This window comes from Arenimonas donghaensis DSM 18148 = HO3-R19 (genome assembly GCF_000743535.1).
GTDB classification, from domain to species: domain Bacteria; phylum Pseudomonadota; class Gammaproteobacteria; order Xanthomonadales; family Xanthomonadaceae; genus Arenimonas; species Arenimonas donghaensis.
Genome location: NZ_AVCJ01000012.1, coordinates 101,916 through 119,661, shown reverse-complemented (window position 1 = coordinate 119,661; position 17,746 = coordinate 101,916). Strand labels below are relative to the sequence as shown.

At 67.9% G+C, this 17,746-nt stretch carries 15 protein-coding genes; 11 read left to right on the top strand and 4 right to left on the bottom strand.

Going from position 1 to position 17,746, the window contains the following annotated elements:
* The first annotated feature begins 2 nt into the window (after positions 1-2).
* The 9 genes from N788_RS06835 (at position 3) to N788_RS06795 (ending at position 11,984) form a co-directional block, all read left to right on the top strand.
* Positions 3-992, top strand: a complete 990-nt coding sequence (locus N788_RS06835) for a magnesium and cobalt transport protein CorA (RefSeq protein WP_034222800.1) — start codon at positions 3-5, stop codon at positions 990-992.
* A gap of 159 nt (positions 993-1,151) precedes the next feature.
* On the top strand, positions 1,152-2,546 hold the full coding sequence (gene hemN / locus N788_RS06830; RefSeq protein ID WP_034222797.1) for an oxygen-independent coproporphyrinogen III oxidase: 1,395 nt from the start codon (positions 1,152-1,154) through the stop codon (positions 2,544-2,546).
* A 19-nt stretch (positions 2,547-2,565) separates the two neighbouring features.
* Positions 2,566-3,315 (top strand): helix-turn-helix domain-containing protein, encoded by a 750-nt coding sequence (locus N788_RS15130; protein ID WP_034222795.1) that lies wholly within the window; start codon positions 2,566-2,568, stop codon positions 3,313-3,315.
* 166 nt (positions 3,316-3,481) lie between these two features.
* Entirely contained in the window at positions 3,482-5,761 is a 2,280-nt protein-coding gene (locus N788_RS06820) for a nitric-oxide reductase large subunit (protein WP_034222794.1), read from the top strand.
* A 144-nt stretch (positions 5,762-5,905) separates the two neighbouring features.
* Positions 5,906-7,111 (top strand): NnrS family protein, encoded by a 1,206-nt coding sequence (locus N788_RS06815; protein ID WP_034222792.1) that lies wholly within the window; start codon positions 5,906-5,908, stop codon positions 7,109-7,111.
* 10 nt (positions 7,112-7,121) lie between these two features.
* On the top strand, positions 7,122-7,523 hold the full coding sequence (locus tag N788_RS06810; protein WP_034223327.1) for a SirB2 family protein: 402 nt from the start codon (positions 7,122-7,124) through the stop codon (positions 7,521-7,523).
* Positions 7,520-9,448 carry a pyridoxal phosphate-dependent decarboxylase family protein gene (locus N788_RS06805; RefSeq protein ID WP_034222790.1) on the top strand — a complete coding sequence of 643 codons (1,929 nt, stop codon included), beginning with the start codon at positions 7,520-7,522 and terminating at the stop codon, positions 9,446-9,448. The genes N788_RS06810 and N788_RS06805 overlap by 4 nt, the downstream gene beginning before the upstream one ends.
* Positions 9,445-10,500: a PLP-dependent cysteine synthase family protein gene (locus N788_RS06800; protein WP_051924451.1), complete on the top strand. Its 1,056-nt coding sequence runs from the start codon at positions 9,445-9,447 to the stop codon at positions 10,498-10,500. Before N788_RS06805 ends, N788_RS06800 begins: the two co-directional genes overlap by 4 nt.
* On the top strand, positions 10,497-11,984 hold the full coding sequence (locus N788_RS06795) for a UbiD family decarboxylase (protein WP_034222789.1): 1,488 nt from the start codon (positions 10,497-10,499) through the stop codon (positions 11,982-11,984). The genes N788_RS06800 and N788_RS06795 overlap by 4 nt, the downstream gene beginning before the upstream one ends.
* Here N788_RS06795 and N788_RS06790 read toward each other — a convergent pair.
* Positions 11,933-12,445: a DnrO protein gene (locus N788_RS06790; RefSeq protein WP_152560410.1), complete on the bottom strand. Its 513-nt coding sequence runs from the start codon at positions 12,443-12,445 to the stop codon at positions 11,933-11,935. The two genes, N788_RS06795 and N788_RS06790, sit on opposite strands and share 52 nt — an antisense overlap.
* A gap of 134 nt (positions 12,446-12,579) precedes the next feature.
* On the opposite strand from N788_RS06790, the gene ubiU reads away from it, so the two are divergent.
* Both ubiU and N788_RS06780 read left to right on the top strand, forming a co-directional pair.
* On the top strand, positions 12,580-13,578 hold the full coding sequence (ubiU, locus tag N788_RS06785) for a ubiquinone anaerobic biosynthesis protein UbiU (protein ID WP_034222787.1): 999 nt from the start codon (positions 12,580-12,582) through the stop codon (positions 13,576-13,578).
* Positions 13,579-13,582: 4 nt separating this feature from the next.
* Positions 13,583-14,461, top strand: coding sequence for a U32 family peptidase (locus N788_RS06780; RefSeq protein ID WP_034222784.1), 879 nt, complete (start codon positions 13,583-13,585; stop codon positions 14,459-14,461).
* Positions 14,462-14,466: 5 nt separating this feature from the next.
* On the opposite strand, the gene fabB is transcribed toward N788_RS06780, so the two are convergent.
* The 3 genes from fabB to N788_RS06765 form a co-directional block, all read right to left on the bottom strand.
* Positions 14,467-15,678: a beta-ketoacyl-ACP synthase I gene (gene fabB, locus N788_RS06775; RefSeq protein ID WP_034222781.1), complete on the bottom strand. Its 1,212-nt coding sequence runs from the start codon at positions 15,676-15,678 to the stop codon at positions 14,467-14,469.
* A gap of 2 nt (positions 15,679-15,680) precedes the next feature.
* The gene (fabA, locus tag N788_RS06770; protein ID WP_034222778.1) at positions 15,681-16,196 is read right to left on the bottom strand and encodes a 3-hydroxyacyl-[acyl-carrier-protein] dehydratase FabA; all 516 of its coding nucleotides are present in this window, start codon (positions 16,194-16,196) and stop codon (positions 15,681-15,683) included.
* Positions 16,197-16,259: 63 nt separating this feature from the next.
* Positions 16,260-17,735, bottom strand: a complete 1,476-nt coding sequence (locus N788_RS06765; protein WP_244444098.1) for an L-aspartate oxidase — start codon at positions 17,733-17,735, stop codon at positions 16,260-16,262.
* Positions 17,736-17,746 lie beyond the last annotated feature (11 nt).

Genomic DNA, 17,746 nt, shown 5'->3' with positions numbered 1-17,746 from the left:
ACATGGATGCCCCCGCCTCGCCCACCGTCGTCAACTGCGTCCGCTACGCGCGCGACGGAACCCGCAGCGACATCGACCTGGACACCATCAGCGACGTGCTGGCGGTGGACGACGGCAGCTTCGTCTGGGTCGGTCTGTACGAGCCCGACGAAGCGCTGCTGGACAAGCTGCAGGTGGAGTTCAACCTGCACGACCTGGCCATCGAGGACGCCCACCACGCCCACCAGCGGCCCAAGATCGAGGCCTACGGCAACTCGCTGTTCATCGCGGTGCACACGGCACAGGTGCTGGATAACGTTGTTTCGTTCGGTGAAACCCACCTGTTCGTCGGGCCGCGTTTCCTGGTGACGGTGCGCCACGGCACCTCGCTGTCCTACAACACGGTGCGGGCCCGGGTCGAACGCGAGCCCGAACTGCTGGCGCTTGGCCCGTCCTACGGGCTGTACGCGGTGCTCGACTTCATCGTCGACAACTACCTGCCGATCGTCGACGCGTTCCGCGACCAGCTCAACGACCTCGAACAGGACATCTTCGCCGAGAGCTTCAGCCGCGACACGGTCCGCAAGCTCTACGACCTCAAGCGCCGGGTCACCACGCTGCGGCTGGCGGTGGCCCCGATGCAGGACATCACCGGCCAGCTCACCCGCGTGCACACCCAGCTGGTGGGCGAGGAAATGCGGCTCTACTTCCGCGACATCTACGACCACACCTTGCGGGTGAACGAAGCCACCGACACCCTGCGCGAGATGCTGACGGCGGCGATGTCGGTCAACCTGGCCCTGGTCACCGTATCCCAGGGCGAAGTGGTCAAACGCCTGGCCGGCTGGGCGGCCCTGCTGGCGGCGCCGACGCTGGTGGCCAGCTGGTACGGAATGAATTTCCCGCACATGCCCGAGTTCGCCGGACGCTTCGGCTACCCGGTGGTGGTGGGCGCCACGCTGGCCGTCGTCGGCGGGCTGTTCGTCCTGCTGCGCCGCGCCAAGTGGCTGTGATACTTCGCTTCTGTGGGAGGGACTTCAGTCCCGAAGCCTTTCGCGGCTAAAGCCGCTCCTGCGGAAAAGGCATCGGGACTGAAGTCCCTCCCACAGAGGGGATGCCTGGCTTGACGGAGGTCAAGGCGGGCTTGGCCGCCTGGCGGCACGATGCCTGCCATGGCCGCAATCCCTCCCTTCGATGCCGACCTGCTGCGCCGCTACGACCGGCCCGGTCCGCGCTATACGTCTTACCCGACCGCGCCGCAGTTCACGCCGGGCTTCGGGGCGGCCGAGTTCGCCCGAGCGGCCCGGCTGAGCAACGACGACCCGATCCCGCGCCGACTGTCGCTCTACGCGCACGTGCCCTTCTGCTTCAGTCCGTGTTTCTACTGCGGCTGCAACCGCATCATCACCCGCGACAAGGCCCGGGCCGGTACCTACCTGGCGCGCCTGGTGCGCGAGGTGGCGATGCTGGGACCGCTGTTCGACCGCGACCGCGAAGTGATCCAGCTGCACCTGGGCGGCGGCACCCCGAATTTCTTCAGCGCCGGCCAGATCGGCGAACTGCTCGAAAGCCTGGATACCCATTTCCGCTTCAGCCAATCGCCGGCGCGCGATTTTTCGATCGAACTCGACCCGCGCTTCGTCGACAAGGGCGACATCGAGGCTCTGGCCTTCATGGGCTTCAACCGCGCCAGCCTGGGCGTGCAGGACTTCGACCCGACGGTGCAGGCGGCGGTGAACCGGATCCAGTCGGTCGAGGAAACCCAGGCGGTGATCGACGCCTGCCGGCAGCACGGCTTCCGCTCGGTGAACGTGGACCTGATCTACGGCCTGCCGCTGCAGACCCGGGCCGGCTTCGGCAAGACCCTGGACACGGTCATCGCCACCCGACCCGACCGCCTGGCCGTGTACAGCTACGCCCACATGCCGCAGCTGTTCCGCCCGCAAAAGCAGATAGACCCCTCCCAGCTGCCCAGCCCCGAAGACAAGCTGGGCCTGCTGCAGCTGGCCATCGAGAAGCTGTCGGCGGCCGGCTACCGCTACGTCGGCATGGACCATTTCGCCCTGCCCGAAGACGACCTGTCCGTCGCCCAGGAGCGGGGTGGCCTGCACCGCAACTTCATGGGCTACACCACCCACGCCGACTGCGACCTGGTCGGGCTGGGCGTCAGCGCCATCAGCCACGTCGGGGGCACCTACAGCCAGAACCCGCGCGACCTGCCGAGCTGGGAAATCGCCATCGACAACGGCCACCTGCCGACCTGGCGCGGCATGCAGCTCGACGCCGACGACGAGCTGCGCGCCGACCTGATCCAGCAGCTGATGTGCCAGGGCGAAGTGGACATCCCGGCGCTGGAAGAGCGCCACGAGATCGATTTCGGGCGCTATTTCGCCCAGGAACTGGCCCGCCTGGCCCCACTCAAGGCCGATGGCCTGGTGGACGTGTCGGCGACCCGGATCAGGGCCACCTCGCGCGGCCGCCTGCTGCTGCGTATCATCGCCGCATGTTTCGATCGCTACCTGCACCAGCCCCAGGCCGAACCGACCCGGTTCTCCAAGGCCATCTGAACCCCGAAGGGCCGTCCGCGTGAGCCCCACGGCGCGCCGACCCCGGCACAATCCCATCGCCGACGACGGCGACGCCCTTCATTTCTGCAGCACCTGTGCGTTCTCCGACGCCTGCCTGTCCCAGGGGTACAACAAGTCGGACCTGATGGACCTGCACGTGCTGGTCGAACACGTCGGCCCATTCCACGAAGGCGAACACATTTTCCGCGAGGGCGACGAGTTCAACGCCATCGCCGCCGTTCGCGCCGGCACGGTCAAGACCTACGTGCTCGACGCCACCGGCCACGAACAGGTGCTGGGCTTCCACCTGCCGGGCGAGATCATCGGGCTCAATGCCATCAGCCAGTCGCGCTACCCCTGCAATGCGGTGGCGCTGGACACGGTGATGCTGTGCCGGTTCTCGTTCCCGAAGATGGCGCTGCTGGCCACGCGCATGCCCGGGCTGCAGGCCCAGCTGTTCCGGCTGCTCAGCCAGGACATCGGCAAGGCCGCCCTGCTGGCCGGGGACTACAGCGCCGACCAGCGCATGGCCGCCTTCCTGGTGGCGCTGTCGCGGCGCTTCGCCCAACGCGGGTTCTCCGGCACGCGCCTGCACCTGACCATGACCCGCACCGACATCGCCAACTACCTGCGGCTGGCCCCGGAAACGGTGAGCCGGGTGCTGCGGCGCCTGCAGGAAGAGGGCATGGTCAAGGTCGACCGCCGCGAACTGGAAATCATCGACCGCGACCGCCTCGAAGCCCTGGCCATGGCCGTCCTGCGCAACTAGCCCGCGCCCTTGTGGGAGGGACTTGAGTCCCGATGCTCTTGACCACAGGCCAAGAGCTAAGGGCTTCGGGACTGAAGTCCCTCCCACAAGGGGGCCGCTTGACCTGTGTCAGTGACGGGTCCGGGCCAGGTCCGGACCATGACGGCATCCTGCAAGGAGAGTCGTCATGAGCAGCACCAAGAAACTGTGGTTGGGCCTTGCCGCCCTGCTGGTGGTTTCGTTTTCCGCCCTGCTTTGGGTAGGCAGCGAAATCCACCGCGTCATGCCCCCGATACCGGAACAGGTGGTCACCACCTCCGGCGAGGTGGTCTTCACCCGCGACGACATCCAGACCGGCCGCGTGGTCTGGCAGTCCATCGGTGGCCAGCAATTGGGATCCATCTGGGGACACGGCGGTTACGTCGCGCCCGACTGGACCGCCGACTGGCTGCATCGCGAAGCCGTCGAGATCCTCGACCGCTGGGCCCGCGCCGAGTACTCCGCCCCCGGCTACGACGCCCTGGGCAAGCCCGAACAGGCCGCGTTGCAGTCGCGTCTGCAGGACATGCTGCGCACCAACACCTTCGACGAGGCCAACGGCACCATCGTCATCGACGACGACCGCCTGGCGGCCATCAACAACGTCTCCGCGCACTACCAGAGCCTGTTCAGCAACGACCCGGCCACCCGGTCGCTGCGCGAAGCCTATGCGATGAAGGAAGCCACGGTCGCCGACGCCGAGCACCGCCGGCAGATGACGGCCTTTTACTGGTGGACGTCCTGGACCGCGGTGACGCAGCGCCCGGGCAAGGAGATCAGTTACACCAACAACTGGCCCTACGACCCGCTGGTGGGCAACGAGCCGCCGTCGAACCTGCTGATGTGGACCGTCTTCAGCGTGCTGTTCCTGATCGCCGGCATCGCCCTGCTCGGCTGGCACTACGCCGTCAACCACGAGCGCGACGAGGACCCGAAGCTGCCGCTGACCGACCCGCTCGCCGAAGTGAAGGTGACGCCGTCGATGAAGGCCACCGCGAAGTATTTCTGGCTCGTGGTCGCTCTGTTCCTCACCCAGATCCTGCTCGGCGCGATGACCGCGCACTATCAGGTCGAAGGCCAGGACTTCTACGGTTTCGCGCTGTCGGAAATCCTGCCCTACTCGCTGACCCGCACCTGGCACACGCAGCTGGCGGTGCTGTGGATCGCCACTGCCTGGCTGGGCATGGGCCTGTACATCGGACCGGCGATTTCCGGGCATGAACCCAAGTACCAGGCGCTGGGCGTCAACGTGCTCTGGGTCTGCCTGATCATCATCGTGGTCGGTTCGTTCGCGGGCCAGTGGTTCGCGGTGATGCAGAAGCTGGGGCTGGCCAACAACTTCTGGTTCGGCCACCAGGGCTGGGAGTACGTGGACCTGGGCCGCTTCTGGCAGTGGTTCCTGTTCCTGGGCCTGGGCATCTGGCTGACGCTGGTGGGCCGCTGCCTGGTGCCGGCCATCCGCATGGGCGGCGAGTCCAAGTCCATCACCACCCTGCTGTTCCTCTCCACCGTCGCGATCGGCCTGTTCTACGGCGCCGGCCTGCTCTGGGGCGAACACACCCACCTGTCGATGGTCGAATACTGGCGCTGGTGGGTCGTGCATCTGTGGGTCGAAGGCTTCTTCGAAGTGTTCGCCACCGCCGTCATCGCCTTCCTGTTCACCAAGCTGGGCCTGATCAAGACCACGACGGCGACGATCGCCGTGCTCTTCGCCACCATCGTGTTCATGGCCGGCGGCGTGCTGGGCACCCTGCACCACCTGTACTTCACCGGCACGCCGACCGCGGTGATCGCGCTGGGAGCCTCGTTCTCCGCCCTGGAAGTGGTGCCGCTGGCCTATGTCGGCTTCGAGGCGTACCACACCTTCAAGCTGGGCAAGTCGACGCCGTGGATGCAGCGCTACAAGTGGCCGATCCTGTTCTTCGTCGCGGTGGCGTTCTGGAACCTCGTGGGCGCCGGCCTGTTCGGGTTCCTCATCAACCCGCCGCTGCCGCTGTACTACATGCAGGGCCTGAACCTGACCCCGCTGCATGGCCACACCGCGCTGTTCGGCGTGTACGGCATGCTCGGCATCGGCCTGATGCTGTTCTGCCTGCGCGGCATGAAGCCGCAGGCGATCTGGCCCGAAGCGCCGCTGCGCACCGCGTTCTGGTCGCTCAACATCGGCCTGTCGGGCATGGCGCTGTTCACCCTGCTGCCGCTGGGCATCCTGCAGGTCAACGCGGCGATGAACCATGGCTACTGGTTCGCGCGTTCGGCCGAGTTCATGCAGCAGCCGATCGTGGACATGCTGGTCTGGATGCGCGTGCCCGGCGATACGCTCTTCAGCGTCGGTGCCCTGGCCCTGGCCTGGTTCGTACTGCGCCTGTGGATCGCCCCGAAATCGGTACCGGTGCCCGTGGATGGCGCCACGGAATCGGCACGCTGATCCCTGGTTTCTCCGAAGCGTGATTGACGGGGCCACTTCGGTGGCCCCTTTTTTTTGCCCATGGGCGATGCGAATGACTTGCGTCAAGGCGCCCGGCCGTCCGGCGGGCGACAGTGGGGCCACGTTGGTTCCAGGACTCCCGACATGGCCGTCGCCGCCCTCCCCGCTCCGTTTCCGCTGGCCGCCGCGCCGCATCGCCTGCTGTTCTTCATCGGCGCCGCCAACGTGCTGGCGGCGATGGCCTGGTGGACCGGCTGGCTGGGCGGCCTGCTGCCCGCGCCGGCGGTGCCGGCGGGATGGATGCATGCCTTCATCATGCAGTACCAGGTGCTGCCGACCTTCATCTTCGGCTTCCTGCTGACGGTGTTCCCGCGCTGGATGGCGCAGGCCGAGGCCAGTCGCTGGCACTACCTGCCGGTGGGCCTGGGCCTGGTGCTGGGCCAGGGGCTGACCCTGCTCGGACTGGTGACCGGATCCGCCCTGTTGCTGCACATCGGCGTGGTCAACACGCTCGCCGGCTGGATCGCGGCGATGGCCGTACTGGCCGGCTGGCTGGCGCGGGACCGCAGCGGCAACTGGCACGCCGTGTCCTGCTTCGCCGGCCTGCTGATGGGCCTGGCCGGCCTGCTGGCCTTCGTTGCCTACCTGCACTTTCCCCAGGAACCGCGGCTGGCCTTCGCGATGCTCAAGATCGGCACCTTCGGGCTGCTGGTGCCGGTCTATTCGACGGTGGCGCACCGCATGTTCCCGTTCTTCGCGGGCAACGTGGTGGCCGGGTACCGGTCATGGCGTCCGATGTGGCTGCTCGCCGCCAGTTGGCCCCTGTGGCTTGGCCACCTGGCGCTTGAGCTGGCGCATTTGTACCAGTGGCTGTGGCTGGTCGACCTGCCGCTGCTGGCGATCACCGGCCTGGCGCTGTGGCGCTGGTGGCCGCGCGCCAAGGCGCCGCCGCTGCTGCGCGTGTTGTTCATTGGCTATGCCTGGCTGCCGATCGCGCTGGCCCTGTACGCCGCGCAGAGCCTTTGGTTCTTCGGCACCGGCGAATTCACCCTGGGCCGCGGCCCGGTGCATGCCGTGTCCATCGGTTTCTTCGGCAGCCTGCTGGTGGCGATGGTGACGCGTGTCACCCAGGGCCATTCGGGCCGGCCGCTGGTGCTGGGCAATATCCCGGCGCTGGCCTTCATCGGCATGCAGGTCGTGGCGGTGGTGCGCGTGGGCTCGGAGCTGGCCGCCAACCCGGCGCCCTGGTTCCTCGCCGCAAGCATCGGCTGGGTGCTGGTGTTCCTGCCCTGGGTGATGCGTTCGCTATGGATCTATGCCACGCCGCGTGCCGACGGGCGCCCGGGCTGAGGACCTGTCGATGATCGAGTTCTACTTCCAGATAAAGATGGTGCACATCGCCGCGGTGCTGGCCAGCGTCGGCCTGTTCGCGGTGCGGGGCGCCCTGGTCCTGGCCGGCGTGAAGTGGGCGATGGTGGCACCCCTGCGCTACCTGAGCTACACCATCGACACGGTGCTGCTGACGGCGGCGCTGATGCTGCTCACCGCGCTCAAGCTCAACCCCTTCGTCGTGCCCTGGCTGTCGGTGAAGCTGGCCCTGCTGGTGCTTTACGTCGTTCTGGGCAGCCTGGCGCTCAAGCGCGCGCGCAGCCCTCGCGCGCGGGCGCTGTTCTACGCCGGCGCACTGGCGACCTTCGCCTTCATGTATTTCGTCGCCCGTGCGCACCACCCGCTGGGCATCCTGCAGGGGCTGGCGACATGACCTCACCGTCCATCCACCCCTGTTTCCTCGGCCCCTATGGCGAAAACGACGCCCTGCTGGAAAAGCTCGTCGTCGAGTTCCTGCGCGACCACGTTTACTGGCGCCGCAACGTCCATCCCGAGGACCCACCCGCGATCCCGACCGGCGCCGCCGGCGAACCGGCCTTCCGCGACTTCGAGGCGCGCATGCGCCGGGAGCTGCATGCGCTGTCGGCTTCGCTCAAGCGGTCCGTGCCCTTCCACAGCCCGCGTTACATCGGCCACATGGTGTCGGACCTGCTGCTTCCCGGCCTGGCGGCCCAGTTCCTGACCCTGCCGTACAACCCGAACAACGTCAGCATCGACGCGGCGCCGGTGACGATCGACATGGAGCTCAAGGCCGGGCTGCAGCTGGCCCGGATGTTCGGTTACGTGGACGACCCCGCGCGACCCGATTGCGCTTTCGGCCACCTGACCTCGGGTGGCACCCTCGCCAACTTCCAGGCCCTGCGCCTGGCCCTGGCCTGCAAGGCGTTCCCGGTGGCGCTGCGAGCGTCGGCGCCGCCGGGCATCGTCCTGCCCGATGACGACTGGAGCGCGTTCAACCTGGATTCGAAGTCGGTGGTGGCGCTGGTCGACCAGTGGAACGCTTTCCTGGCTTCCTGCCCGCCGCGCGAACGCCGGCAGTGGCGTGCGCGGCTGGCCGGCCACCGCCTCGAAAGCCTGGGCCTGGCCGGCTTCCTTGCCGCACACCCGGATTTGCGTTCCCCCCGCGTCTTCGCCCCGGTCACCGCCCACTACTCCTGGTCCAAGGGCATGAAACTGACCGGGCTGGGCCGCGCCCAGCTGCAGCTCGTGCCCGAACGCGGCATGCGCACCGATACCGACGCCCTGGAGGAAATGCTGGCGCGCTGCCAGCGCGAACGGGAGCCCGTGCTGATGGTGGTCGGCGTGATGGGCAGCACCGAGTTCGGCACCATCGATCCGCTGCACGAACTGGTGGATGCTCGCGAGCGCTGGGCTGGACATGGCCTGGGGTTCGCCGTGCACGTCGATGCCGCCTGGGGCGGCTACCTGACCACGCTGTTCCGCCAGCCTGACGGCGGCCTGCGCCCGCTCCAGGACATGCGCGAGGAGTTCCGCGACTTCCCCGCGCCGGAAGTGCATGCCGCGGTCGCGGCACTGGGTCGCGCGGATTCGATCACGGTGGACCCGCACAAGCTGGGCTACATCCCCTACGGTGCCGGCGCCTTCCTGTGCCGTGACCAGCGGGCGATGCAGCTGCTGGCGGAAGACGCCGACTACGTGTTCAGTACCGACCAAAGCCCGGACTACTTCCAGCGTTTCCGCCAGCTGGGACGCTACATCCCGGAAGGCTCCAAGCCCGGCGCCGCCGCGGCCGCGGTCTACGTCACCCACAAGGTGCTGCCGCTGGACCACGAGAACTTCGGCGCCTTGCCGCGCGAATCCATCGTCGCCACCGAAGCCTTCCGCACCGCCGCGACCCGCTTTTCGGCGCGCATGCAGGGACGCCTGGTCTGCAAGCTGCCGTTCGAGCCCGATTCGAACCTGGTCTGCCTGGCGCTCAACCCTGCCGGCAACACCGACGTGGCGACCATGAACCGCTTCGTCCGCGCCCTCCATCGCAGCCTCAGCTACGACCCAGGGCAGCCGGTGCAGTCGCGCGAGTTCTTCGGGTCGATGACCACGCTGCAGCCGGAAGTGATGGGCGCCGAAGAAACCACGCGGGCGCTCGAAGCCCTGGGCCTGGACCCGGCCACGCTCGACGCTGGCGGCGAAGACGACGACCGCCTGGTGATCCTGCGCCACACGCTGATGAATCCCTTCCTGCTCGATACCGGCAACGGCATCAGCTATCTCGAGATGTATTTCGACTACCTCGAACGCCAGGCGATGGCCTTGATCGAAAAGGCCGCAGCGGCATGATCGCCAGTCGAACCTGGCTCAAGCAGGCCCTGGCCTGTCTCGCCCAGGAAGCCGCGCGTTCGGCCGACACCCACCTGCTGCGCCTGGACCTGCCGGCGTTCCCGGGCATCCGTTTCTACTTCAAGGACGAGGCGGCGCATCCGACCGGCAGCCTCAAGCATCGGCTGGCGCGTTCGCTTTACCTGTACGCGCTGTGCAACGGCCGTCTGCGCGAAGGCCAGGGCGTCATCGACGCGTCCTCGGGCAGCACCGCGATTTCCGAAGCCTGGTTCGCCCGGCTGCTGGGGCTGCGTTTCCAGGCCGTGATGCCCGACTGCACGGCGCCAGCCAAGGTGCGCCTGATCCGCTCGCTGGGCGCCGAATGCGTGTTGCTGCCACCGGGCCTGGACGCCAGCCGGATGGCGCGTGAGCGCGCCGACCGCGAAGGGCTGTGTTACCTGGACCAGTTCGGCCTGGCCGAACGCGCCACCGACTGGCGCGGCAACAACAACATCGCCGAATCGATCCTGGCCCAGCTGGCGCTGGAACCCGACCCTGAGCCGGCCTGGGTGGTCTGCGGCGCCGGCACCGGCGGCACCTCGGCCACGCTGGGCCGCTACCTGCGCTACCGGCGCCTGGATACCCGGGTCTGCGTCGCCGAACCCACCGGCGGCGCTTTCGCCGTCGGCTGGCACACGCGCGACGCCGCGGCCGTCGCCAGCCAGCCAACGCTGGTCGAGGGCATCGGTCGGGGCCATGCCGAACCCGGCTTCATCTACGACGTGGTCGATGCCGTCGAAGAAGTGGACGATGCCGACTCGATCGCCGCCTGTTGGTGGCTCGAACAGGCGCTGGGCCGTCGCTACGGCGGCAGTTCGGGCACCAACCTGGTGGCCTGCCTGCGCCTGGCCGCAGGCATGCGAAAGCGCGGCGAACACGGCGCCATCGTGAGCCTGCTGTGCGACCGTGGCGAACGTTACGCCGAAAGCCTGTTCGATCCGGACTGGTTGGCACGACAGGGAATCAACATGGCCGACGCCAGGGCGACGCTGATGCAACGCCTGAACGCATGAGCCACCACGACCTGCGCGGCTTCCTCGGCGAGCTGTCGCGACGTCGCCAGCTGCTGGAACTCGGCGCGCCGGTGGATCCGGAGCTGGAAAGCACGGCGCTGTGCCGCCATGTTCTGCGCGCGGGCGGTCCGGCACTGTTGATGCGCAACCCCGTGGGTTCGCGTCATGCCCTGCTGGGCAACCTGTTCGGCCATCGCGACCGCATCGAGCTGGCGCTGGGTGGGCGGCCGCTGGCCTCGCTGCGCGAGCTGGGGGAGCTTCTCGCGTCGATCAAGGAACCACGCTGGCCATCAAGCCTTCGCAATGCCCTGTCGACCTGGCCGGAGCTGGCGCAGCTGGCGCATGTCGCGCCCCGGGTGACCAACGAGGCCGGCTTCAACGAGATCGTGATCGAAGGCAACGACATCGACCTGGGCTCGCTGCCGATCCAGCGCTGCTGGCCGGGCGACGTCGCCCGCCTGATCACCTTCGGCCTGGTGGTCACCCGCGGTACCCGCCAGCCGCGGCAGAACGTCGCCATCTACCGGCAGCAGCTGCTGGGCCGTAACCGGGTGATCATGCGCTGGCTGCCGCACCGCGGTGGCGCCCTGGATTTCGCTGATTTCCGCGCCGCGTTTCCCGACCGGCCTTTCCCGGTTCTGGTTGCGATCGGCGCCGATCCGGCGACGATGCTTGCCGCGGTGGCACCGGTACCCGACACGCTGTCGGAGTACGAATTCGCAGGACTGTTGCGCGGGGCGCGCACGCGCGTATGGCACAGCGCCCTGACCGGCCTGGATGCCCCGGCGGGCGCGGAAATCGTGCTGGAAGGTTTCATCGAGCCGGGTGACACCGCGACCGAAGGCCCCTTCGGCGATCACACCGGCTATTACAACGCCCAGGGCGAGTTCCCTGTCCTGACCGTCAGTCGGTTGCGAATGCGCCGCGAAGCGATCTACCACGGCAGCTACATGGGACGGGCTCCGGAAGACGAACCCTCGGTGCTCAGCTCGGCGCTCAATGATGTCTTCGTGCCGATCCTGCGCAAGGTCTTCCCGGAGATCGTGGACTTCTACCTGCCCCCGGAAGCCTGCTCCTACCGGATCGCGGTAGTCAGCATCCGCAAGCAGTACCCCGGGCACGCTCGTCGGATCATGATGGGCATCTGGTCCTACCTTCGGCAGTTCACCTACACCAAGTTCGTTATCGTCACCGACGACGACATCGACGTCCGCGACTGGTCTCAGGTGCTCTGGGCGCTGTCCACACGCACGGACCCGGCTCGCGACTGCCTGCTGGTGGAAAACACGCCGATCGACTACCTCGACTTCTCCAGCCCTGCGCCCAACCTGGGCTCCAAGCTCGGACTGGACGCCACGCGCAAACTGCCCGGCGAGACCAGCCGCCCATGGAGCGAAGCGATCGTGCCCGACCCGGCGGTTGAGCGCCGCGTTCAGTCGCTTTGGGACGCGCTCCAGGCAGGATCGTCGAACAACAGCGGATAGCGGGCGACCACGGCTTGCAGTTCGGCCAGTGCAGTGGCGTCGTAGCCGGATTCCGACAGCGTATTGCTGGCCATGAGCACCCGCGCCAGCAGCGGGTGCAGCGCCGCATCGGGCTCGGGATCGAGCTTGCACTCGGCGAACATCATGTCCACGGCCGCCTTCAGTTCCGCAGCGATACCACGCACCTGGGCATCATCGAGATGACCGTGGCTGCCGTGGCCCAAGGTCTCCGTGGCTGAACGCACGCGCTGCATGCCGCGGCTCAGCGGCGCGTCGGGAAGCCAGCGCCGGGCCGGAGTGGCTTCGTCGAGGGCCTCGTGGGCGGCATGTGCCTCGTGCTCCACTTCGACAGGGGCTGCGGCAGGTTCCAGACGGGCAGGCACCGTTTCACTGCACGTGGCCAATCCCGGGACGACCGCCAGCAGCAACATCAACAGGGTATTGCCAGGGAGTCGTTTCATGGCGGAGTTCCGTGCGCGGCCGTGGCCGGTGGGACCCATGCTCCCCCATTCGCCCGCAACGGTAACTGACCCAGGTCAATGACGCGCCAGCCAGTCAGGGGGCAGCATCACCGGACCCCATCCAGGAGAGCGCGATGCAACTGGTCTGCCCCGCCGGAAACTTGCCGGCCCTGCACGCGGCGATCGATGCCGGCGCCGATGCGGTCTACGCCGGCTTCCGGGACCAGACCAATGCCCGCGCCTTCCCCGGCCTGAACTTCGACGACTCCGAACTCCGGGCCGGCATCGCCTACGCGCACCAGCGCGGCCGCAAGGTCTACCTGGCCCTGAACACCTATCCGGAAACATCGCGCCTGCGCGTATGGCAGGCCGCCGTGGACCACGCCGCGGCGCTGGGCTGCGACGCGATCATCGCTGCCGAAATGGCGGTTCTCGAGCACGCCATGCGCGAGCATCCGCAGCTCGCCCGGCACCTTTCCGTCCAGGGGTCGGCCACCACGGCACCGGCGCTGCGCTACATGCACGAACGCTTCGGCATAAGCCGCGCGGTGTTGCCCCGGGTGCTTTCGCTGCAGCAGGTAGAGCGCCTTTGCGAGCGTTCGCCGGTGCCCCTGGAGGTATTCGCCTTCGGCAGCCTTTGCATCATGGTCGAGGGCCGCTGTCAGCTATCGAGTTACGTCACCGGCGCCTCGCCCAACCGCCACGGCGTGTGCTCGCCGGCACGATTCGTGCGGTGGGAGGAACACGAGGGTGGCGATCGCGGCGTAAGACTCAACGGGCTGCTGATGGATCGTTACGCCCCGGGAGAACCCGCTGCCTACCCGACCGTGTGCAAGGGCCGCTTCACGGTCGGCGGCGAAACGTTCCACGCGCTTGAAGAGCCCACCAGCCTCAACACGCTCGAACTGTTGCCGCAACTCGCCAAGGCCGGCATCGCGGCGCTGAAGATCGAAGGTCGCCAGCGCGGCGTCGCCTACGTGTCGGCGGTCACGCGCACCTGGCGCGACGCCATCGACCGGCATCGTGCCGATCCGGACAACTGGCGACTCCAGCCCGGCTGGCAGAAGGCCCTGTCCGCTCATGCCGAAGGCCACCAGACCACCCTCGGCCCCTACCACCGCGCCTGGCACTGACCACATGAAACTCAGCCTCGGACCCCTGCAATATTTCTGGCCCCGCGAGCGCACACTGGCCTTCTACCGCGAAGCGGCCGGCTGGCCGGTCGACGTCTTCTACCTGGGCGAAACCGTCTGCAGCAAGCGTCGCGAATTGGGAACCCGCGACTGGATCTCGCTGGCCGACGAGCTGGCGGCGGCCGGCAAGGAGGTCGTGTTGTCGAGCCTGGCCCTGGTCGAAGCCGAATCGGAGCTCAATGCGATCCAGCGCATGATGGCGCACGGCGGCTTCTGGATCGAAGCCAACGACCTGACCGCGGTGCAGCTGTGTCGTGAACAAGGCCTGCCCTTCGTTGCCGGACCAAGCCTGAATATCTACAACCACGTCACGCTGGCCATGCTGGTCGAAGATGGCCTGAGGCGCTGGGTGCCCGGCGTCGAGCAGGGCCACGGGCAGGTGGACGATCTGCTGGCCGCGCATGCGGCGCAAGGCCATGCATTGCCCGAGCTGGAGTTGATCGCCTGGGGCCGCCTGCCGTTGTCTTATTCCGCCCGCTGTTTCACCGCCCGTGCGCTGGACGTGCCCAAGGACGCCTGCGGTTTCCGCTGCATCGAACATCCCGATGGCCTGCCGCTTGCCACGCGCGAGGGCACGCCCTTCCTGCGCATCAACGGCATCCAGGTACTTGGCGAGGAAATCACCGACCTCGGCCCCGAATTGCCGGCGCTGCGTGCGCTCGGCGTGGGCCTGCTGCGCCTGTATCCGCAGGCCTCGGGAATGCGTGAGGTCGTCGAACATTTCGACCTGGCGCGAGAATCGCCGCTGGCGCCACCGCGCCGGGGCGCGGTCAATGGCTATTGGCAGGGGCTGCCGGGGAAACCCGGGCTTCCGCCTGGCTGACCCGGTCAGCCGGCGGCGCCGAACACCAGGCAGGCGTTGGTGCCGCCGAAGCCGAAGCTGTTGGACATCACCGTGCGCAGCGTGGCCTCTCGGCTTTCACGCAGGATGGGAAAACCCCCGGCCTGCGGGTCCGGTTCGCTGATATTGGCCGAGCCGGCCATGAACCGGTCGCGCATCATCAGCAGGCAGTAGATCGCCTCGTGCACGCTGGCCGCGCCCAGCGAATGCCCGGACAGGGCCTTGGTCGACGAGAGCGGCGGTACGTCGACACCAAAGGCTTCGCGCACGGCGCGCAGTTCGACCAGGTCGCCCAACGGCGTTGAGGTTCCGTGGGTATTGAGGTAATCCACCGGCGCCTGGATGTCCTTCATCGCCATGCGCATGCAGCGCACGGCGCCTTCACCGGAGGGCGCGACCATGTCGGCACCGTCCGAGGTCACGCCGTAACCCAGCAGCTCCGCATGGATGCGGGCGCCGCGGGCGACGGCGTGGTCGAAGTCTTCCAGCACCAGCATGCCGCCGCCGCCGGCGATGACGAAGCCATCGCGGGTGGCGTCGTAGGGACGCGACGCCGTGGCCGGGGTTTCATTGTGGCGCGTTGACAGCGCGCCCATCGCGTCGAACTGCAAGCTCAGCGACCAGTGCAACTCCTCGCCGCCGCCGGCGAACATGATGTCCTGGCGGCCGGCGCGGATCAGGTCGGCGGCGGCACCGATGCAGTGCGCCGACGTGGCGCAGGCTGCCGAAATCGAATAGCTGGCGCCGCGGATGCCGAAGGCCGTCGCCAGGTTGGCGGAGACCGTCGAACCCATCGTACGCGGCACCATGTACGGCCCGACCTTTCGGACGCCACGGTTGCGCAACAGGTCCGCCGCCTCCACCTGCCACTGGGTCGAACCCCCGCCCGACCCCGCAAAGAGGCCGGTACGCTCGGAACGCACCTGGGAATCATCGAGCCCGGCATCGGCGATCGCATCCTGCATCGCCACGTGCGCGAACGCCGCACCGTCGCCCATGAAGCGCAGCACCTTGCGGTCTATGCGGGCTGGCAGGTCGATGTCCGGGGCCCCCGAGACCTGGCTGCGCAATCCGGCTTCGGCCGCGGCATCGTCACGCCGGATGCCGGAGAGACCGTTACGCAATGCCGTCGAAACCCTGTCAAGCTGGTTGCCCAGGCAGGAGACGATTCCCATGCCCGTAATCGCGATGCGACGCATGGCTACATGCCTTCGGTGGAGGTAAACAGGCCGACGCGAAGCTCTTCGGCGGTATAGATCTCGCGGCCGTCAACAAGCGTTCGACCATCGGCGATTACCATCTTCAGGCGACCCCGCACGACGCGCCGTATGTCGATTTCGTAGGTCACCAGCTTGGCGGATGGCAACACCTGGCCGGTGAATTTCACCTGGCCCACGCCCAGCGCGCGACCGCGACCTGGCTCGCCGAGCCAGGGGAGGAAGAAGCCGGCCAGCTGCCACATGGCGTCGAGGCCCAGGCAGCCCGGCATCACCGGGTCGTCCGTGAAGTGGCAGGCGAAGAACCAGAGGTCTGGACGGATGTCGAGTTCGGCGCGGATGTATCCCTTGCCGTGTTTGCCGCCGGTTTCGCTGATTTCCGTGATGCGGTCGAACATCAGCATCGGGTCGGACGGCAGGCGCGCGCCACCCGGGCCAAACATGGCGCCGCTGGCGCACTCCAGGAGCTGGCTGCGATCGAAGGACTGGGACACGTTCATGGGGTAGCGATAGGGGAAGATGCAAGTATTCTGCCGCCAATGTGGGGCATGACCTGCCGCGTATCAAGCGATTTCGCCGTACGCATCCGTTTCGATGCCCTGCCGTATGTTGTGGTTGGCCGCTGAATCCACGCGAAAGTGCGCGCCCAGCGACCGCGTGCGCGCCAGCGCCGGAACCAGCATGCGCAGCGCCAGCCGACCCTGCCAGCTGCAGGCCATCGCCGGGTCGGCGCCGATCGCATCCACGGCCGCCGCCAGGGTCCTCCCGCTGCGCAAAGGACCCAGTGCGTCCGTAAGCATCGCTGACAACGATCTCCCCACCGCCGGTGTCGGCACGGCACCAGCGTCCACCCAGCGTGCGGCCGATCCGCCACGGCCACCGCTTTTGCCAAGCCTTGCGCCGAGCGCGTGCCCGCACACGACACCCTCGAGCAGCGAATTGCTCGCCAGCCGGTTGGCGCCATGCACGCCGCTGCATGCGACCTCGCCGACGGCATGCAGCCCGGGAAGGTTGCTGTTCCCTTGTGGATCGACCGCGATGCCGCCCATGTGGAAGTGCACTGCCGGCGTCACCGGGATCAATTCGCGCCGGGGATCGATGCCCTGCTCGGCGCAGGTAGCCAGCACGCCCGGGAACTGGTGCCAGGCCGGCTCGAGCAGCTTGCGGGCATCAAGCCAGACACGTCTGCCGGCCTGGCGATGGCGCCACAGGCAGCGCGCAACGACGTCGCGCGGGGCAAGGTCGCCAAGCGGGTGCGTGCCCCGCATGAGCCTGTTCCCCTCGTCATCGACCAGTTCCGCGCCCGCGCCGCGCAGCGCCTCGGTGATCAGTGGCAGGTGCCGGCCCGAGGGCACTGCAAAGGCCGTGGGGTGCCACTGGATGAATTCGAGGTCACGGCCCTTCGCACCCGCCGCCAATGCAAGGGCAAGTCCGGCACCATCGGAGCCTTCGGGATTGGTAGTGCATGTGAACAGCCCACCTATGCCTCCCGTCGCCAGCACAAGGTCGGCAGCCTGAAGTGGCTCCACGCGACCCGCGGAATCGCGGACGCGAACGGCCGCCACGCGCCCGCCGGCCGAGAGGCCGATGGCTTCCAGGGTATTCCCGGCAAGCCAATGCACGTGCGACGAGGCGAACACCGCTGTGCACAACACTTTCATTATTTCCCGCCCGGTGGCGTCACCGCCGGCGTGCACGATACGCGCGCGGTCGTGACCCCCCTCGCGGCCCAGCGAAAGCATGCCGTTGCTGCCGCGGTCGAACGGCACGCCCAGGGAGACAAGCCAGTCGATGGCGCCCGGCGCTGAAAGCGCCAGGTCCAGCACCGCACCCACGTCGTTGTGGCAGGCACCTGCAACCAGCGTATCGGCGGCGTGGCAGACGGCCTCGTCGCCCGGCCCCACGGCCGCGGCGATGCCGCCCTGGGCCATGGCGCTGGCCGTGCCGGACGGTCCCCGGCTGCGGCTCACCAGGATCACCGGCCGCGGCGCCGCCGCCAGCGCCACGCAAAGGCCGGCAACACCGGCACCCACGACCACCAGCGGCGACG

What these genes read in the sequence shown, in the direction of transcription:
- N788_RS06835 (WP_034222800.1), top strand. Translation starts at nt 3, where the DNA reads ATGGATGCCCCCGCCTCGCCCACCGTCGTCAACTGCGTCCGCTACGCG.
- hemN (WP_034222797.1), top strand. Translation starts at nt 1,152, where the DNA reads ATGGCCGCAATCCCTCCCTTCGATGCCGACCTGCTGCGCCGCTACGAC.
- N788_RS06820 (WP_034222794.1), top strand. Translation starts at nt 3,482, where the DNA reads ATGAGCAGCACCAAGAAACTGTGGTTGGGCCTTGCCGCCCTGCTGGTG.
- N788_RS06815 (WP_034222792.1), top strand. Translation starts at nt 5,906, where the DNA reads ATGGCCGTCGCCGCCCTCCCCGCTCCGTTTCCGCTGGCCGCCGCGCCG.
- N788_RS06810 (WP_034223327.1), top strand. Translation starts at nt 7,122, where the DNA reads ATGATCGAGTTCTACTTCCAGATAAAGATGGTGCACATCGCCGCGGTG.
- N788_RS06805 (WP_034222790.1), top strand. Translation starts at nt 7,520, where the DNA reads ATGACCTCACCGTCCATCCACCCCTGTTTCCTCGGCCCCTATGGCGAA.
- N788_RS06800 (WP_051924451.1), top strand. Translation starts at nt 9,445, where the DNA reads ATGATCGCCAGTCGAACCTGGCTCAAGCAGGCCCTGGCCTGTCTCGCC.
- N788_RS06795 (WP_034222789.1), top strand. Translation starts at nt 10,497, where the DNA reads ATGAGCCACCACGACCTGCGCGGCTTCCTCGGCGAGCTGTCGCGACGT.
- N788_RS06790 (WP_152560410.1), bottom strand. Translation starts at nt 12,445, where the DNA reads ATGAAACGACTCCCTGGCAATACCCTGTTGATGTTGCTGCTGGCGGTC.
- ubiU (WP_034222787.1), top strand. Translation starts at nt 12,580, where the DNA reads ATGCAACTGGTCTGCCCCGCCGGAAACTTGCCGGCCCTGCACGCGGCG.
- N788_RS06780 (WP_034222784.1), top strand. Translation starts at nt 13,583, where the DNA reads ATGAAACTCAGCCTCGGACCCCTGCAATATTTCTGGCCCCGCGAGCGC.
- fabB (WP_034222781.1), bottom strand. Translation starts at nt 15,678, where the DNA reads ATGCGTCGCATCGCGATTACGGGCATGGGAATCGTCTCCTGCCTGGGC.
- fabA (WP_034222778.1), bottom strand. Translation starts at nt 16,196, where the DNA reads ATGAACGTGTCCCAGTCCTTCGATCGCAGCCAGCTCCTGGAGTGCGCC.